We start from the raw sequence: 16,824 nt of genomic DNA on the forward strand, positions 1-16,824 counted from the left end.
GATGGCGCGGGGTCGGCCTCAGGGCGAAACGCGCCCGGAATTGAGCCGGGAGGCGGTGCTCCGCTTCATCACGGACAATCCGGGGCGCTCGTGCAAACGCGACATCGCCAAGGCGTTTCAGGTCAAGGGCGACGAGCGCGTCGCCCTGAAGGACCTCCTTGCCGACCTGCAGGCCGAAGGCGTCCTCGCCGGCGGCCGCAAACGGTTTTCGACGCCCGGTGCGTTGCCGGACGTGGCGGTTCTCGAAATCCGTAGCCGCGACGATGATGGCGGACTGATCGCCGAACCCGTGAGCTGGGACGCGGAAAGAGACGGCGAGCGCCCTCGCCTGCCCGTTAGCCAGGATCGTGACAAGGGCCCGGTGGCCGGTCTTGGCGAGCGTATCCTGGCGCGGATCGACGAGGACGAGGGCGGCGCTAAAATCGCCCGCGTGATCCGGGTGCTGGAACGGCAGAAAACCTTGGCGCTCGGCGTGTTCCGCGCGCAGCCGGGCGGCGGGGGCCGCGTCGAACCGGTCGAGCGCAAGCAACTTGAATATATCGTGCGGGCGGGCGACACGAACCACGCCAAGGACGGCGATCTGGTGGAGATCGCGCCGGGGCCGCGCCATCGCACGAGCCTGCCGATCGCTACGGTCGTCGACGTCGTCGGCTCGATGAACTCCGAGCGCGCGATTTCGACCATCGCGCTGCATGCTCACTCCATCCCGCATATTTTTCCGAAAGCCGTGATCACCGAAGCCGAGGCCGCCGGCCCGGCAACGATGAAGGACCGCGAGGATTGGCGGAGGCTGTCTCTCGTCACCATCGATCCGGCCGACGCCAAGGACCATGACGACGCGGTGCATGCGGTGGAGGACGACGATCCCGCCAATCCCGGCGGCATGGTCGTCACGGTCGCCATCGCCGATGTCGCGCTGTATGTCCGCCCGGGCTCGAAGCTCGACGCCGAAGCCCGGCTTCGCGGCAATTCGGTCTATTTCCCGGATCGCGTCGTGCCGATGCTGCCGGAGCGCATTTCGAACGAACTCTGCTCGCTGCGTGAGGGGGTGGACCGCCCCGCCCTCGCCGTCCGGATGATTCTCGGGGCGCATGGCGAAAAGCGGCGTCACAGCTTCCATCGCATCATGATGAAAAGCCACGCCAAGCTGTCCTACGAGGCGGCCCAGGCGGCGATCGACGGTGCGCCGGGTGACGTGCATCCGACGGTCGTCGACGACATGCTGAAGCCGCTCTGGAAAGCCTATGGCCTCGCCAAGGCGGAGCGCGCGCGCCGGCAACCGCTGGATCTCGACCTGCCGGAGAAGAAGATCGTCCTGGGGCCGGACGGGCATGTCGACAAGGTCGTCGTGCCGCCGCGCCTCGACGCCCACCGGCTGATCGAGGAGTTCATGATCCTGGCCAATGTGGCCGCGGCCGAAACGCTCGAGGCGAAGCGCCAAGCACTGATCTACCGGGCCCACGACGCGCCCTCGCTCGCCAAGCTCGAATCCTTGCGCGACTTTCTGCGGACGCTGGAGATATCGCTGGCCAAGAGCGGCTCGCTGCGGCCATCGCATTTCAACGGCATCCTCACCCAGGTGAAGGCGAGCGAGCACGAGAGCCTCGTCAACGAGGTAGTGCTGCGGTCGCAGTCGCAGGCGGTCTATTCACCTGAGAATATCGGACATTTCGGTCTCAACCTCGTCCGCTACGCCCACTTCACCTCGCCGATCCGTCGTTATGCCGATTTGATCGTTCACCGGGCGCTGATCACCGCGCTCGGCCTTGGCGAGGGTGGGCTGAGCCGCGAGGACGAGGAGACCCTGGAACAGACCGCCGAGAACATTTCGCGCGCCGAACGTCGCGCCATGGCGGCGGAACGCGACACCGTCGACCGGCTGATCGCCCATCATCTCGCCGATCGCGTCGGCGAGGATTTCGACGGGCGGATTACCGGCGTGACCAAGGCCGGACTGTTTGTCGTTCTCCCAGCCTTTGGGGCGGACGGTTTCGTGCCGATCTCGACGCTCGGCAACGAGTTCTTCCATTATGACGAGGTGGGCCGCTCGCTGGTCGGCGACCGGAGCGGTCATGGCTTTCGCCTGGGCGATTCGGTAGAGGTGCGCCTCAAAGAGGCGCTGCCACTGGCCGGCTCGATGCAGTTCGAGATGTTGAGCGAGCCCCGCAAACTGCCGCGCACGACCGGCTCCTTCCACAAGGCAGGCGGACGCCGGCGCTCCACAGGACGCGACAAGAACGTTGCGGGGAAGGCCAGGAAACGGCGATGAGCCAGCAGATGATCGACAGCGAATACGCGGTTCGGGCAAGCAGCCCCGACAGCGTCCGGCCGGTGGGGCCGGCGCTGCTCAAGGGCCTTCGTTGCCGGTGCCCTAATTGCGGCGTGGGCAAGCTCTTCAGCGGCTATCTCAAGAGCGTGGACGCCTGCTCGGTCTGCCACCAGGAAATTCACCATCACCGCGCCGACGACCTGCCGCCCTATCTGACGGTGTTTATCGTCGGCCATATCGTGGTCGGCCTGTTCATGTTCGTGGAGCGTGCTGTCACGCTGTCCATGTGGACGCATTTGGCGATTTGGGTCCCGATCACGCTCTTCCTTTCGCTCGCGCTGCTTCAACCGTTGAAAGGCGCAACTATCGCATTGCAGTGGGCGTTGCGTCTCGGCGGCTTCGGCGGAGAGGCCGACGAGGAGCCATACGGTTGAGCGAGACCGGAGCCATGGCGGCGCTGGATGCCGGACGAATGCGGCCCGACGGCCCGCGGCCTGCCGGACCCAAGCAGCGGCCCCGCGACGCGGGAACATTGATCATCGTCGACGAGGCTGGCCCGGCGCCGCGTCTCTTGATGGGGCGGCGGGCGGCCGGACACGTGTTCATGCCAGGCCGCTATGTCTTTCCCGGCGGCCGGGTGGATGCCGCTGATCTCGCCCTGGCTTCGGCCTTCACCCTCTCCGAACCGGCCCTTGCGCGGCTTTGCGCGGGGCCCCCAGCCCGGTTCGATTCTCGCAGGGCGACCGCGACCGCCCTCGCCGCGATTCGGGAGACCTTCGAGGAGGCGGGCGCGATGGTGGGGGCGCCTGGTGCGTTCGAAGGCCGGACGGCCGGCTTTTGGGGCATGTTCGCCGACCGGGGAATTCGCCCGGATCCCGGACGCCTTGTGCCGTTGGCGCGCGCGATCACGCCGCCGGGGCCGCCTCGGCGCTACGACACCCGCTTCTTCTGTGTGTCCGCTACCGAGATGTCGCACGGGCCGTCGCTCGAGGACCTGCCGACCGATGAACTCGAAGCGGTCGAATGGTTCACCATCGATCAGGTCAAGCAACTATCACTCGCCGCCATCACCTTGCGGGTTCTCGCGGATCTGGAGGCGCGGATCGCGGACGGATCGTGGCGCGACGCGACACGCCCCATGCCCTTCTACCGGGCCGTTCGCGGGCGATTCGTCCGCGATTTTCTCTGACGGCATGGGCGGACCCGCCGGATGGGCAAATGGACGCCCGATGACATCGTCGCACAAGCCGAACACGAGATCGAACAGGTCGACTGGGTCTCGGCCGGCGCCGCCATCGCTTCGATCAGCGCGGTCGGTATCGCCCTTGGCCTTGGCCTGCCCCTGCTCAGTGTCATTCTCGAGCAACGGGGGATCTCGGCAAGCCTGATCGGCGCCAACACCGCCGTTGCCGGAATTGCCTCGCTCCTCGCGGCGCCCTTGATCACGCCGATCGCACGCCGTCTCGGCGTTCGCTTGTCGATGCTGATTGCCATTGCTCTCTCAGGCATCTCGGCTCTCGGCTTCTATTTCCTGACACCGTTCTGGACCTGGTTTCCGCTGCGGCTGGTCTTCCACTTCGCGATCACGGCGCTGTTCGTCCTCTCCGAATTCTGGATCACCGCGGCGGCACCGCCCGGCAAGCGCGGCTTCGTTCTGGGCATCTACGCGACCGTCCTGTCGCTCGGCTTCGCCGCCGGACCGTTCATCTTCTCGCAAGTCGGCTCGACGGGAATCCTGCCCTTCGCGATCGGCGCTGGCGTCATCTTTGCCTCGGCGATTCCCTTGTTCTTCGCCTGGAACCGACAGCCCGCTCTCGGAGAGCGTCAACGCGGCTCCTTCTGGCGATACATATTCGCCGTCCCGACCGCGACCGGCGCCGTGCTGATCTTCGGAGCCGTGGAGTCAGGCGGCTTCGCGCTGTTTCCGATCTATGGCGAACGGCTTGGCTTTTCGGAATCATCCGCCGCCCTGTTGCTGACCGCGATAGGCCTCGGCAATGTCCTGATGCAGATTCCGATCGGCCTTGTGTCCGATCGTGTCCGGGATCGCCGCAGCCTGTTGTCGCTCTTCGCGCTGATCGGCCTCATCGGAACCCTGTCGCTGCCTTTGGTGGCCCAAGACTGGATGTTGATGGCCACACTCCTGTTCCTGTGGGGCGGCGTCGTGGCCGGCCTTTACACTGTGGGGCTGGCGCATCTGGGATCGAAGCTCGCCGGCTCCGAACTCGCCTCGGCGAATGCCGCCTTCATCTTCTGTTATTCCGCAGGCATGCTCGTCGGTCCGCAGGCCATCGGCTCGTCGATGGATCTGTTCGGAGCCAACGGATTCGCTTGGGCGCTCGCCCTCTTCTTCGGCCTCTACCTCGTCCTTACGCTGGGGCGAATGGCGTGGGCGAGACGGGCTTGACTTGCCGACGAGCTTGGCTATGGTCCGCGTCGAATTCGCCGCCGCATCGCGACGGCGCGTTGGTGCGTGGTGTGTCGGCTGTTATGCAGTTAATCCCACAAGCCGAAACAGTTTCAGCCGCAGTCGTAGCGAACGGAATCGGCCCGCGCCCGGTTCGATCGAAAATGACGACGCGCATCAGCGAACGGATAAGGCCATGGCGAAGGCAACCACCATCAAGATCAAGCTCCTCTCGACAGCCGACACCGGCTTCTTCTATGTCACGAGCAAGAACAGCCGCACGATGACCGAGAAGATGGTGAAGACCAAGTACGACCCGGTCGCGCGCAAGCACGTCGAGTTTCGTGAGGCGAAAATCAAATAATTTTCGGCACGATCGGCCGATGATGGCGCCGCTCCGGCAACGGGGCGGCGCTTTTGGTTTTGGAGTGCCGCCTTGTTTTGCCAAGCGCCGCCGGGCCACAGGCCACGGCGAGAAAACCGTTGGCGCGCATGTTCGCCAAACGGCATCGGTTGAACGAAGCGCGATATCAGCGGCAATAGGGATCGGGTGATCGTCGGCGGGGGGCGCCGCAAAAAAGTGGCCGGCCGGCAACGCACAACGGTACGAGGAAACCGCATGCGCACGCTACCGACCGACCTCCCCACGGGACCCAGGAGATGCGGCGGACCTGAGCATTCCATGGGGGTAACTTCGAAGGTCTTCCGTCTAGCTCTTGACCTTCGATTTCTGTCTGGAGACTCGCCCAGAACCGATTCAATTGCAACGACATTGCGCGCCATTGGGTCTAGACTTTTAAGAAATGGTTAAGGCCGTTTTGTTTCGGCTTCGTTCGAAGCGGTATCAAGATGATACGCTAGGCGCTTCCTCGACCGGCGGTGGCCCCTCCCTACGGGGCCGATGCTTCCGAGGTCGAGAGGCCAAACCGCCGTTGCAACCTCCGGTCTGTTTTCAAGCCGCCTCCGCGGTACCGACCCGGTTGCGGCCGCCGCGCTTGGCCGCATAAAGCGCCTGGTCGGCCCGCCTCACCAAATTCGCCGCGTCGTCGCGCGCGCCGTCGAAGACGGCAAAGCCTTCGCTGACGGTCACATCGATCATTTCGCCGCCGATGTCGAAGGGTGTATCGCATACGCTGCGACGGATACGGTCGGCGATCGACATGGCGGTGTCGAAATCGGCGTCGATCATCAGGATCGCGAACTCCTCGCCGCCGAACCGGCACGCCAGATCGCTGGAACGCAGGCAATCGTTGAGCCTTGCGGAAAACTGCTTGAGCACGCGGTCGCCCGCCTCGTGCCCCCAGCCGTCGTTGACCCGCTTGAAGTGATCGATGTCGGCGATCAGCACCGAGAAGCTCGCTCCGGTGGTGCGAGCGCGCTGCACGGCCGTGGCGAGATGGGTCTCGAAGAAGCGGCGATTATGCAGCCCCGTCAGGGAATCGGACAGGGCAAGCTCAATTGTCTGTTCGACCGATTGCCGAAGGCGCTCGTCGTTGCGTTTGCGCCGCATTTGGGTTCGGATGCGGGCGATCAGTTCGTGGCGGTCGAGCGGACGCTGGATGTAGTCGTTGGCACCCAGTTCCAGGGCACGGGCAGCCGTTTCATCATCTTCCGCTTCCGCGATCGCGAGGACCGGCAGGAGCCGCGACGCCTCGTTCGACCGCAACTGCGATACGAGCCGCAACGGATCGACCGCTTTTGCTGCCATGTCGACCAACACGGCGTCGGCCGCCCCATTGACGGCGGCGGCGATCAAGCTTGCCGCATCGGCGACGGCCTCGACCTGCACCACGCCCTTCAGATATTTCTGGATCCGCCGCGTCTCGTCGACATCCTCCCCGTAGAAGGCGAGCCTGGCGAGCACCTCGCGCCCGTCGCCGGCATGCTCCTCCGCGACGAGGTTGATCGCCGTTTCGGCGCGGCGCCGCAATTCGTCTGTCACCAGCTTGAGGCGCGTCAGACTGCGGACCCGAGAGAACAGCGGCAGATCGCGGACTGGCTTGGTCAGAAAATCGTCGGCGCCCGCCTCAAGCCCGGCAAGCCGGTCGGAGGGCTGATCGAGGGCGGTAATCAGAACGATGGGAAGATACATCGTGCGGGGGTCGGCCTTCAGCTGGCGGCAGACCTCGAAGCCGTCCATCTCCGGCATCATCACGTCGAGGAGCACGAGATCGATGGGCTGGTTACGGCAGATCTCCAGCGCGTCCGCGCCGCTCATCGCGGTCACCACATCGTAGTATTCGGCCGACAGCCGCGCCTCGAGCACGCGAAGGTTCATCTCGATATCGTCGACGAGCAGGATTCGAGCGGTCATGGCGCGGCCCTCAGGCTTCGCCCAGGAAGGAGCGGATGGTGTCGATGAACTTGGTGACCGAGATCGGCTTCGAAATATAGGCTTCACAGCCGCCCTGACGGATTCGCTCCTCGTCGCCCTTCATCGCGAAGGCCGTAACCGCAATCACGGGGATCCTGCTCAGCTCGGGATCGGCCTTGAGGTCACGCGTCACGTCGAGGCCGGAAATTTCCGGAAGCTGGATATCCATCAGGATCAGGTCGGGACGATGTTCGCGGGCGAGATCCATCGCGGTCAGTCCGCTGCGAGTCTGCACGGTTGCGTAACCATGTGCCTCAATCAGGTCGCGAAAGAGCTTCATGTTGAGTTCGTTGTCTTCGACGATCATCACGGTCTTCGCCATGGGCGACACTCCTTGCCTCGACCGACTTGCGATCTTGCGCTATCGAGGTCCCTTCTACGCTGATTCGATTTAAGAAGTGGGAATGGACGGGTTGCCATCTCTTAACGATAACAAAAGGTTGCACGGCGGCGTTGGCGGCGCCGGGATGAATCGCCAGGAAGCGGAAGCCCTGGCGGTCGCGGCGCTCGCCTTTATCGCTGCCGATCGGACGCTGTTCGACCGCTTCCTGGCGCTGACCGGACTCGACGTGCCGGCGCTGCGTCAAGCCGCCGCGACACCGGGCTTTTTACCCGGGGTTCTCGATTTCATTCTCGCACACGAGCCGACGGTCCTCGCCTTCGCGGCCGACGCCGAAACCGATCCTTCCCGGGTCGCCGCAGCCCGGCAGGCGTTGGGCGACAGCGCATTTGTGGAGCAACCGTGAGCCGCGGCAGCGTCACCGCCGGTCCACCGATCGCATCGCTGACCAAGTCCCATGACGCGCTGTTGGTGCTGGATGTCGACGAGGTCGTCCTCGAATTCATCGATCCGTTCGGCCGGCTGCTCGAGGAACACGGCGCGCGCCTCCACCCTGAGAGCTTCAAGCTGACCGGCAACGTCCGGTCGATTTCGACTGGAGCGGCCCTGTCGGGGTCGGAGCTGGATCGCGTGACCGAGCTCCTCTACGAGACCCAGGAAACGCGACAGCCCTTGGTCGCGGGCGTCGCCGCCGCTCTCGACCGGCTGTCCTGCAAGGCCGACATCGTATTTCTGACAGCGATGACGCCGTCCTACTATCCATACCGGCGGGCCCTGCTCGACAAAAAGGGTCTGCATTATCCGATGATCGCAACCGAGCGCTCGAAAGGCGCGATCGTCGCTGAACTCTCGGAACGCTGGCCCGGTCCGCTCGTCTTCGCCGACGATCTGCCGCCCAATCTTGCCGGTGTCCGCAAGAGCGTGCCTGAGGTACATCTGCTGCATTTGATGGCAAACACCGTCTTCCGGCCGCATCTGCCGCCGCTTCCTGCCGGCGCGCATGCGGCGGCCCATTGGAACGAGGCCGAGACGATCATCGAGAGCATTCTGGCGTCCTACCGGGTTGAATAGATCGCGACGGTCGGATCGCCGGAAATTCCCTTTTCCAACGGACTTGGCTAATCTGGCCGCGGGGAATCGTCCGAGGTCGTGATGTCCATCCCACCCCATTTGCGGTTTTGCCGGGATTGCCTGGCCCGGGACGCCACGGCGGGAGCGCGTTGTCGCGCCTGCGGCAGCCCGCGGGTCGTCGGTCATGGCGAGCTCGCCGAGCTCGCCATTGCCCATATCGATTGCGATGCCTTCTACGCGGCCGTCGAAAAGCGCGACCGGCCGGAGCTTCGCCAGCAGCCCGTGATCATCGGTGGTGGCCACCGCGGGGTCGTCGCCACCGCCTGCTATATCGCACGCATCCACGGCGTCCGTTCGGCCATGCCGATGTTCAGGGCGTTGAAGCTCTGCCCGGATGCGATTGTGCTGCCGCCGAACATGGCGAAATACGCCGAGGTCGGACGCGCGGTCCGCGACATGATGCTGGCCATCACGCCGCTGGTCGAGCCGCTGTCGATCGACGAGGCGTTTCTGGACCTGAGCGGCACGGAACGGCTTCACGGCCAACCGCCGGCGTTGACCCTCGCGCGTCTCGCGCGCGATGTGGAACGGGACCTCGGCATCAGCGTCTCGGTCGGGTTGTCGCACAACAAGTTCCTCGCCAAGATCGCCAGCGATCTGGAAAAGCCGCGGGGGTTCTCGGTGATCGGCCGCGCCGAAACCCTCGCATTTCTCCGCGACAAGCCGATCTCGATGATCTGGGGGGTCGGTGAAGCGATGGACCGGTCATTGCGGCGCGACGGGCTCGCAACCATCGGCCAGCTTCAGACGATGGACGAGGCCGACCTGATGAGGCGATATGGCCGCATGGGCCAGCGATTGTTCGGCCTCTCGCGCGGCATCGACATCCGCACGGTCGATCCGCGCGGCGACATGAAGAGCATATCGGCGGAAACGACGTTCCATCACGACCTGTCGACGCGCGACCAGCTTGTCCCGGTCCTGCGGAGCTTGAGCGAAAAGGTCGCACGACGTCTGAAAGCGACCGACCTGTCCGCTTCGACGATCGTTCTCAAGATGAAATCCGCGGATTTTCGGACACGCACCCGCAATCGCAAACTCCACGATCCGACGCGTCTGGCCGATCGGATATTCGAGACCGGTCTCGCCCTGATCGAAAAGGAGATCGATGGAACGCGGTTCCGGCTCATTGGTATCGGCTGCGCGGATTTTGGGCCCGCCGCCCTTGCCGACCCCGACGATCTCGTCGATCCGGGCGCTGCCAAGCGGGCCAAGGCGGAGGCAGCGCTCGATCGCCTGCGCGACCGCTTCGGCCAAGGCTCGATCGAGACCGGCTATACGTTCCGACAGGCCGCCGATTCCGAGGTGCCCCGCCCAGCACGGCGACACGAAAACGACCCGGCTTCCCAGGAGTCCAAGAACGGCTCACGACAGGACACGCGCCCTCCCCCTGCTGGCGGCTTTCCCGTCAAACGCTTATAAAAGCTCGACGTCGAGGACCCCTGGTGCCGCCTTGACGGCGCTCGCCATCTGCGGCGAGACACGGTAGCGGCCCGGAAGCATGATCTCGATCTCCCGTTCGCCGCCGTCGCGGACCAGAACGAGCGAGACCTCACTGTCGCCATCGCCTTGGAGCTGACCGCGAAAACTTTGCAGCGGCGCGGCGTCGCGCATGAAGACACGCAGTGATTTCTGCATGCGCACCGCCTCGTCTTCCAGCGACTGAACCGACTGGACGCGGAACGAGATTCCCTCCGGCCGTTCCTCCGCCGACACCGTCACGATCACCGACGTGCCGGGCTCGAGCATGTCGCGAAAGGCGTAGAGGGCTTCCGAGAACAGTACGACCTCGTACTGGCCGCTGGGGTCCGACAATTGGACAATTCCGAGCTTGCCGCCGCTCCGCGTCTTGCGTTCCTGCCGCGAGGTGACCGTACCAGCGAGTTTGCCGGCGCTGGCGCCCCGTTTCACACCAGCGACGACTTCCGCGTGGGTCTGCACCCGCAGCCGCTTCAACGTCGCCTTGTATTCGTCCAGCGGGTGGGCCGAGAGGTAGAAGCCGATTGCCTGGAATTCCCGCAACAACTTCTCCGACGCGATCCACAACGGCGCCGGGTTGAGCCGCAGCGGCTCAGGCGCATCGCCGGCCGAGCCGAACATGTCGTGCTGCCCCGACGTCCGCCCCTCATGGACCCGCAGCGCATAAGAGGACATCAGTTCGATATTGCCGCTCAACAGCGACCGATCGTGGCCGAAACAGTCGAGCGCGCCCGCCGCGATCAGGAATTCGAGCGTGCGCTTGTTGACGATCTTCGGGTCGATCCGGGCGCAGAAATCCTCCAGCGAGGCGAAACCCACGTCGCCGCGTCGCTCCACGATGTGCTCGACCGCATGTTCCCCGACGCCCTTGATCGCGGCGAGGGCATAGAAGATTCGGTTTTCACCCACCTCGAAGGATTTGTAGGATGTCCGGACGCATGGCGGCACGACCGCGATGCCGAGCCGCATGGCATCCATGCGGAAATCATTGAGTTTTTCGGTGTTGCCCGCGTCGAGGGTCATCGAGGCGGCCAGGAACTCGACCGGATGGTTCGCCTTCAGATAGGCCGTCTGATACGCCACCAGGGCGTAAGCCGCCGCATGGCTCTTGTTGAAGCCGTAATCGGCAAACTTGGCCAGCAGGTCGAAGATCATGTTCGCCTGGGCCTTTTGCAGACCGTTCTTGACCGCGCCCTCGACGAAACGGACCCGCTGCTTGTCCATCTCCGCGCGAATTTTCTTGCCCATCGCGCGGCGCAAGAGGTCGGCTTCGCCAAGCGAGTATCCCGCAAGCACCTGCGCGATCTGCATCACCTGTTCCTGATAGATGATGACGCCCTGCGTCTCCTTCAGAATCGGCGCTATCATCGGGTGAATGAAGTCCGGCTCCTCCTCCCCGTGCTTGCGGGCGTTATAGGTCGGGATGTTCTCCATCGGACCCGGCCGATAGAGCGCGACCAGGGCGATGATGTCCTCGAACCGGTCCGGGCGCATACCGATCAGCGCCTTGCGCATACCGACCGATTCCACCTGGAACACGCCCACGGTCTCGCCGCGGGTCATCATCTCGTAGCTCTTGGCATCATCGAGCGGGATAGCCGTGAGATCGATCTCGATGCCTTTTCGGGCAATGAGCTGCACCGCCGTCTGCAGCACCGTCAGGGTCTTCAGCCCCAGAAAGTCGAATTTGACCAGGCCCGCCGGCTCGACCCATTTCATATTGTATTGGGTCACCGGCATGTCAGAGCGCGGATCGCGGTACATCGGCACGAGCTGCGATAGCGGCCGATCGCCGATGACGATCCCCGCCGCGTGGGTCGAGGCGTGGCGGTAGAGCCCCTCCAGCTTCAGCGCGATCGAGATCAGCCGGTCGACGATCTCTTCCTTCTCGCGCGCTTCCTGCAGCCGCGGCTCCTCAACCAGCGCCTGGGCGAGTGTCACCGGGTTGGCGGGGTTCTGCGGCACCAGCTTGCAGAGCTTGTCCACCTGGCCGTACGACATCTCCAGCACACGGCCGACGTCGCGTAGCACTGCACGCGCCTGGAGCGTTCCGAAGGTAATGATCTGGCCGACCTGCTCGCGCCCGTATTTCTCCTGGACGTAGCGGATCACCTCCTCGCGCCGCTCCTGGCAGAAATCGATATCGAAGTCCGGCATCGAGACGCGTTCGGGGTTGAGGAAGCGCTCGAAGAGCAGCGAAAAGCGCAGCGGGTCGAGATCTGTGATCGTCAGGGAATAGGCGACCAGCGAACCGGCGCCCGAACCACGGCCGGGTCCGACCGGAATCCCCTGCCCCTTGGCCCACTTGATGAAGTCCGAAACGATCAGGAAGTAGCCTGGGAACTTCATACGCTCGATGATCGACAGCTCGAAATCCAGGCGCTCGCGGTAGCTCGCCTCGGTCTCGCCGGGGGCCAGGCCGTGCGCCGCGAGCCGCTTCTCCAAGCCTTCGACGGCCTGCCGGCGAAGTTCGGCGGTTTCCGCGCCCTCCGCCTCGACCGGGTCGGCGTCGGCGCCGGCGAAACGTGGCAAGATCGGCGCCCGCGTCGTTGGCCGGTAGGAACAACGCCGGGCGATCTCGACCGTATTGTGAAGGGCTTCCGGCAAATCGGCGAACAGCACCGCCATTTCGCCCTGCGATTTGAGGCTGTGGTCCCGCGAAAGCCGACGCCGATCCTCGTGACTGACCAGCCGGTTGCTCGCCACCGCCATCAGCGCGTCATGGGCCTCGAAATCGTCTCGGCCAAAAAAGAACGGCTCGTTGGTCGCCACGAGGGGAAGCGCGAAATCATAGGCTAGCCGAACCGTTCCGGCCTCCACCTTGCGGCTCCGCCCTTCCTGGCGCTGCAGTTCGACATAAAGCCGGTCGCCGAAGATCGCCGCCAGACGCTCCAACCGGGTCCGGGCGATCGCCTCCCGGTCGGCGGCAAGTGCCGCGCCGATCGGCCCCAGCGGCCCGCCAGTCAGGGCGATCACCCCCTCGGCACGCTCCGCCACCCAATCGAACAAGACGTGCGGTTTGGGGTTATCCGGATGTCCGAGATAGGCTAGCGAAACGATTTCGACGAGATTGGCGAACCCCACCTCGCTCGCGGCGATCAACACCAGCGGCGCGATCGACGCCAAATTCCGGTCCTTGCGGCCGCCGCGCTCCTCAGACTCGGTATCGCCAAAGTCGACGTCGAGCTGACATCCGATAATCGGCTGTATGCCGGCCTTCGCGGCCTTTTCGGAAAACTCCAGTGCGCCGAACAGGTTGTTCGTGTCACTGATCCCGATCGCCGGCAATCCGTCCGTCTTGGCGAACTGGATGATCTGGTCCAGCCGCAACGCGCCTTCCAGCAGCGAAAACGCGCTATGGACCCGAAGGTGAATGAATTTCGGATCGCATTCCACCGGTTCCGTCATGGCCGATCACCCCGTCTTTACTGGCTCCGGCACCGCGGCACGATACCGATTGGAGGACCCGTCCCGTTTCCTCGCAAACCGCGCGTCAGAGCAAAGCCCTACGCGCATCGCCCAAGAGGTAACCCACGCCATTCGACGGGGTAAGACCCGAACCGTCCGATCCCCAGAAAACGTTGCATTAAACCGCGTGGATCAGAAGACTCAGGCTGAGGACGAAACCCGACACAGCGGCGAGAGACAGCAAGTCCTTGGCGAAGGTGAGCATAGTGAGTTCCCTTTTTGTTCGATGTTCGCTTTATGTTCCATTTACTGAGGCGCTGTCAAGGCGGATGTCGGACGGGCCGGTCGTACAAGGAGCCGGCCGTTAGCACCGGCGTTCCACGGCCATGTGTTTTATGACGGCCGATGGGCGGCGCTTGTGTTGCGTGCGCGATCGGGTAGCGTGTCCCTTACGAACTTCTTGTCGCAAGGAATCTGTGCAATGCGCGCGGGGATGGGGTCGATCGTGGTGGGTCTTGCCTGGCTATGGGCGGGCGTCGCCCATGCCGGATCGGTCGATCAGGAAACCAGCTATTTCGCCGTTCGCGGCTCGACACTTGCCGAACTCGACGAGGACCTCAACCGACAGGGTCCCTATGTCGCCGAGACCGGCCTGCGCCACCCCGGTGCGACCGAGGTGAAATTCGACGGCAAGGTGACCTACAAGAAGGTTACCAAAGGTTGTGCGGTTGACCGCGCGGATCTGGGGCTCACACTGCACATCACCCTGCCGAAATGGACGCCACCCAAGCGTGTTTCCGCGCGCACGGTGCTGGTCTGGCGGACGCTCGAAGCAGACATCAAACGGCATGAGAACCAGCACGCGACCATTGCCAAGACGTGGCTGAAGCGGATGGAGATGGCGGTCAGGAACCTGCGAACTGAGCGAACCTGCGCCGACATGGAAATGCATGTGAACACGGTCACGCAGCGCTATCTTGCCGGCCACGAGCAGGCGCAGATCGAATTCGACACAATCGAAGGTCGTGAAGTCAATTTCCGGCTCCGGCGCGCCCTTAATCGTAATCTGTGGGGCGAAGCCGGCGGGTAGGATCTAAAAAGCGGCGGCACCTCTGTGACCAAGGGCGCAAAGCCGCCCACGGGCGATGGTTCGTGAGCGCCGGCGTCGCCTGGAGTCGGTGGGAGAACCGCTCCTTGCCTATCTGGCTCCGCCGACCCCCAGCTTCTTCTGCAAATTGGTCGAAGACGTCGTGTACTGAAACACCACCCGGTCGTCGGGGTGAACGATGCGTTTGGCCGCCTGCGTCATCAACGCCGCCTCGTGAAAGCCGGAGAGGATCAGCTTCAACTTGCCCTCATACCAGTTGATGTCGCCGATGGCGAAAATGCCCGGCTCGGACGTCTCGAATCTGGCGGTATCGACGGGAATGAGATTTTCGTGAAGGTTCAGCCCCCAGTTGGCGACTGGTCCCAGCTTCATCGTCAGACCGAAGAACGGCAGCATGCGGTCGGCGGTCACCTCGACGTCGCCGTCGGGGCCTTTGACGATGGCGCCTTGCATGACGCCGTCGCGGCCGACGATACTCGTCACCTGCCCCATCTGGAATGTGACCTTACCCGCTTCGCGCAAAGCCATCATTTTGGCGACGCTGTCCGGCGCCGCGCGGAACTGGTCGCGTCGGTGAACGAGGGTTAGGCTTTTCACGATCGGCTGCAGGTTCAGCGTCCAATCCAGCGCGGAGTCGCCGCCACCGACAATGAGGACGTCACGGCCACGGAACTCGTCCATGCGGCGCACCGAGTAGAAGACGCTGGTGCCTTCATAGACCTCGATGCCCGGCACCGGCGGCCGCTTGGGCTGAAATGAGCCGCCCCCGGCCGCGATGACGACGACCTTGCACTCGAATTCCTCGCCTTCGTCGGTCGTCACCAGGTAACTGCCCCCCTCGAGCCGCTCCAGACTGGTCACCATGCGGTTGAAGTGGAAGGTCGGGTGAAACGGCTCGATCTGCTGCAGCAGTTTCTCGGTGAGGTCGTGGCCCGAAATCACCGGCCATGCGGGAATGTCGTAGATCGGCTTTTCGGGGTAGAGCTCGGCACATTGACCGCCGGGTCGGTCTAGAATGTCGATCAAATGGCATTTGAGATCGTAGAGTCCGAGCTCGAATACGGCGAACAGCCCGACCGGGCCGGCCCCGACGATCACCACATCGGTCTTCACGCGCTGCATCGAAACAAGTCTCCGTTGGGCTTTTTCCCCGCGAAAGGGGACGCGGCGCGCCTTTCAGGCCTGGCGTTCCGGCACGGTCAGAACGAGGCCGTCCAGTTCGTCGCGGATCTTGATCTGACAGGACAGCCGCGAGTTCGGACGGACATCGTAAGCGAAGTCGAGCATGTCCTCTTCCATCGCCTCGGGCTCGCCAGTCTTTTGCGTCCAGGCGTCGTCGACATAGACGTGGCAGGTCGCGCATGCGCAGGCGCCGCCGCATTCCGCTTCGATCCCGGGGACATCGTTCTTGATCGCGTTCTCCATTGCCGTCGAGCCGTTCGGCGCATCGACGTCGTAACGGGTTCCGTCCGGGGCCAGGAAGGTGATCTTTGTCATGCCTGCAACGCTCTGCTTTCAATTTCGGGGACAGGATCGCCCCCCAAACAGACGGGGCCAAGAAACACCGGACCAAGGACCAATGATGTCCTGGCCATCGCGCGCGCCTTGCCCGGACCGAACGGGCTAAGGCTCGCTCATTTGCTTCGTTAGAGTTTGGCGCCGACGAAAGTCAACAGGAACACGATGAAAGCGACGATGACGCGAGGGCGGCCGCGTTAGCCGAGTAGCGCGCGGACAAACCGAGCGGTCTGATCGAGTTCAGAACGCAAGGCCGCGACAGCCTCGTCGTCGAGAACCGAGTCCTCGAAGCGCTGGGCCGCGTCGGCAAGCGGAAATGCGCCGATATTACGGGCCGTCCCTTTCAGCGCGTGAGCGATAAATCGACATTCGTCTTCGCTAGCAATTTCAAGGCGGCCTTCGAACAATTCGAGATGCCGCAGCAAGAGCCCGAGCACTTCGGTCTCAAGCCCCCGATCGCCCGAGGTCTGACGGGCGAGGTGCACCAAATCGATCGGCCGCCGCCCCGACGGACATCGGACCGCACCGTCCGCCAATTCGATGGTAGAAGCCTCTTCCATCTGCCGTGTTGCCGCTGCCATACTCATTCTCCGAACCTGACATCCGCGATTCGACCGGCTATCCTGTTCAATCCCAGTTGCATCGCAGCCTCCACCATCAGCAGTCAGGGTGGAGATAAGCTTAAATTTTTTGGAAGAATAAAGGTGTGCGGCGGCCTGATGGTGCAGTGCGGCTGCGGCGCAACCCTTGCTCCCACGGCCATGATCGAAAATTCTGTGCATTTCTCGCC

15 protein-coding genes are annotated in these 16,824 nt (G+C 63.8%); 9 read left to right on the top strand and 6 right to left on the bottom strand.

The window, feature by feature from the left end; translation table 11 throughout:
- Position 1 precedes the first annotated feature (1 nt).
- The 5 genes from rnr (at position 2) to rpmG (ending at position 5,040) form a co-directional block, all read left to right on the top strand.
- Entirely contained in the window at positions 2 to 2,269 is a 2,268-nt protein-coding gene (rnr, locus tag VQ044_RS01330; protein WP_327646676.1) for a ribonuclease R, read from the top strand.
- A complete protein-coding gene (locus VQ044_RS01335; RefSeq protein WP_327622246.1) occupies positions 2,266 to 2,703 on the top strand; it encodes a DUF983 domain-containing protein in 438 nt (145 codons plus the stop codon). The genes rnr and VQ044_RS01335 overlap by 4 nt, the downstream gene beginning before the upstream one ends.
- Positions 2,700 to 3,458 carry an NUDIX hydrolase gene (locus VQ044_RS01340; RefSeq protein WP_327646677.1) on the top strand — a complete coding sequence of 253 codons (759 nt, stop codon included), beginning with the start codon at positions 2,700 to 2,702 and terminating at the stop codon, positions 3,456 to 3,458. The genes VQ044_RS01335 and VQ044_RS01340 overlap by 4 nt, the downstream gene beginning before the upstream one ends.
- 21 nt (positions 3,459 to 3,479) lie before the next feature.
- Complete coding sequence (locus tag VQ044_RS01345) at positions 3,480 to 4,676, top strand: MFS transporter (protein ID WP_327622248.1); 1,197 nt, start codon at positions 3,480 to 3,482, stop codon at positions 4,674 to 4,676.
- A gap of 196 nt (positions 4,677 to 4,872) precedes the next feature.
- A complete protein-coding gene (rpmG, locus tag VQ044_RS01350) occupies positions 4,873 to 5,040 on the top strand; it encodes a 50S ribosomal protein L33 (RefSeq protein WP_206454054.1) in 168 nt (55 codons plus the stop codon).
- A 588-nt stretch (positions 5,041 to 5,628) separates the two neighbouring features.
- Here the strand turns inward: rpmG and VQ044_RS01355 are convergent.
- Both VQ044_RS01355 and VQ044_RS01360 read right to left on the bottom strand, forming a co-directional pair.
- Positions 5,629 to 6,990, bottom strand: a complete 1,362-nt coding sequence (locus VQ044_RS01355) for a PleD family two-component system response regulator (RefSeq protein ID WP_327646678.1) — start codon at positions 6,988 to 6,990, stop codon at positions 5,629 to 5,631.
- Between the two features lie 10 nt (positions 6,991 to 7,000).
- Positions 7,001 to 7,372, bottom strand: a complete 372-nt coding sequence (locus tag VQ044_RS01360) for a response regulator (RefSeq protein WP_327622250.1) — start codon at positions 7,370 to 7,372, stop codon at positions 7,001 to 7,003.
- Between the two features lie 145 nt (positions 7,373 to 7,517).
- Here VQ044_RS01360 and VQ044_RS01365 point away from each other — a divergent pair, with 145 nt between their 5' ends.
- From VQ044_RS01365 to VQ044_RS01375, 3 genes are all read left to right on the top strand, one after another.
- The gene (locus tag VQ044_RS01365) at positions 7,518 to 7,796 is read left to right on the top strand and encodes a DUF3572 family protein (RefSeq protein WP_327646679.1); all 279 of its coding nucleotides are present in this window, start codon (positions 7,518 to 7,520) and stop codon (positions 7,794 to 7,796) included.
- Positions 7,793 to 8,461, top strand: coding sequence for a hypothetical protein (locus VQ044_RS01370; RefSeq protein ID WP_327646680.1), 669 nt, complete (start codon positions 7,793 to 7,795; stop codon positions 8,459 to 8,461). Before VQ044_RS01365 ends, VQ044_RS01370 begins: the two co-directional genes overlap by 4 nt.
- A gap of 81 nt (positions 8,462 to 8,542) precedes the next feature.
- Complete coding sequence (locus VQ044_RS01375) at positions 8,543 to 9,943, top strand: DNA polymerase IV (protein WP_442872890.1); 1,401 nt, start codon at positions 8,543 to 8,545, stop codon at positions 9,941 to 9,943.
- Here VQ044_RS01375 and dnaE read toward each other — a convergent pair.
- Positions 9,938 to 13,408, bottom strand: a complete 3,471-nt coding sequence (dnaE, locus tag VQ044_RS01380; protein ID WP_327646681.1) for a DNA polymerase III subunit alpha — start codon at positions 13,406 to 13,408, stop codon at positions 9,938 to 9,940. The two genes, VQ044_RS01375 and dnaE, sit on opposite strands and share 6 nt — an antisense overlap.
- A gap of 481 nt (positions 13,409 to 13,889) precedes the next feature.
- Between dnaE and VQ044_RS01385 the strand changes: the two genes are divergently transcribed.
- Positions 13,890 to 14,498 carry a DUF922 domain-containing Zn-dependent protease gene (locus tag VQ044_RS01385; RefSeq protein ID WP_327646682.1) on the top strand — a complete coding sequence of 203 codons (609 nt, stop codon included), beginning with the start codon at positions 13,890 to 13,892 and terminating at the stop codon, positions 14,496 to 14,498.
- Positions 14,499 to 14,606: 108 nt separating this feature from the next.
- Here the strand turns inward: VQ044_RS01385 and VQ044_RS01390 are convergent, their stop codons facing one another.
- The 3 genes from VQ044_RS01390 to VQ044_RS01400 all read right to left on the bottom strand — a co-directional run bounded on the left by VQ044_RS01390 (position 14,607) and on the right by VQ044_RS01400 (position 16,816).
- The gene (locus VQ044_RS01390; RefSeq protein ID WP_327646683.1) at positions 14,607 to 15,638 is read right to left on the bottom strand and encodes an NAD(P)/FAD-dependent oxidoreductase; all 1,032 of its coding nucleotides are present in this window, start codon (positions 15,636 to 15,638) and stop codon (positions 14,607 to 14,609) included.
- 54 nt (positions 15,639 to 15,692) lie between these two features.
- Positions 15,693 to 16,013: a 2Fe-2S iron-sulfur cluster-binding protein gene (locus VQ044_RS01395; protein ID WP_327646684.1), complete on the bottom strand. Its 321-nt coding sequence runs from the start codon at positions 16,011 to 16,013 to the stop codon at positions 15,693 to 15,695.
- Positions 16,014 to 16,231: 218 nt separating this feature from the next.
- Positions 16,232 to 16,816, bottom strand: a complete 585-nt coding sequence (locus VQ044_RS01400; RefSeq protein ID WP_327646685.1) for an Hpt domain-containing protein — start codon at positions 16,814 to 16,816, stop codon at positions 16,232 to 16,234.
- Positions 16,817 to 16,824 lie beyond the last annotated feature (8 nt).

The organism is Aurantimonas sp. C2-5-R2 (assembly GCF_036549495.1).
In the GTDB taxonomy this organism is placed as follows: domain Bacteria; phylum Pseudomonadota; class Alphaproteobacteria; order Rhizobiales; family Rhizobiaceae; genus Aurantimonas; species Aurantimonas coralicida_A.

Bases quoted from the DNA above. Each gene is read 5' to 3' on its own strand.
- rnr (WP_327646676.1), top strand. From the start codon at position 2: ATGGCGCGGGGTCGGCCTCAGGGCGAAACGCGCCCGGAATTGAGCCGG.
- VQ044_RS01335 (WP_327622246.1), top strand. From the start codon at position 2,266: ATGAGCCAGCAGATGATCGACAGCGAATACGCGGTTCGGGCAAGCAGC.
- VQ044_RS01345 (WP_327622248.1), top strand. From the start codon at position 3,480: ATGGGCAAATGGACGCCCGATGACATCGTCGCACAAGCCGAACACGAG.
- rpmG (WP_206454054.1), top strand. From the start codon at position 4,873: ATGGCGAAGGCAACCACCATCAAGATCAAGCTCCTCTCGACAGCCGAC.
- VQ044_RS01355 (WP_327646678.1), bottom strand. From the start codon at position 6,990: ATGACCGCTCGAATCCTGCTCGTCGACGATATCGAGATGAACCTTCGC.
- VQ044_RS01360 (WP_327622250.1), bottom strand. From the start codon at position 7,372: ATGGCGAAGACCGTGATGATCGTCGAAGACAACGAACTCAACATGAAG.
- VQ044_RS01365 (WP_327646679.1), top strand. From the start codon at position 7,518: ATGAATCGCCAGGAAGCGGAAGCCCTGGCGGTCGCGGCGCTCGCCTTT.
- VQ044_RS01375 (WP_442872890.1), top strand. From the start codon at position 8,543: ATGTCCATCCCACCCCATTTGCGGTTTTGCCGGGATTGCCTGGCCCGG.
- dnaE (WP_327646681.1), bottom strand. From the start codon at position 13,408: ATGACGGAACCGGTGGAATGCGATCCGAAATTCATTCACCTTCGGGTC.
- VQ044_RS01385 (WP_327646682.1), top strand. From the start codon at position 13,890: ATGCGCGCGGGGATGGGGTCGATCGTGGTGGGTCTTGCCTGGCTATGG.
- VQ044_RS01390 (WP_327646683.1), bottom strand. From the start codon at position 15,638: ATGCAGCGCGTGAAGACCGATGTGGTGATCGTCGGGGCCGGCCCGGTC.
- VQ044_RS01395 (WP_327646684.1), bottom strand. From the start codon at position 16,013: ATGACAAAGATCACCTTCCTGGCCCCGGACGGAACCCGTTACGACGTC.
- VQ044_RS01400 (WP_327646685.1), bottom strand. From the start codon at position 16,816: ATGCACAGAATTTTCGATCATGGCCGTGGGAGCAAGGGTTGCGCCGCA.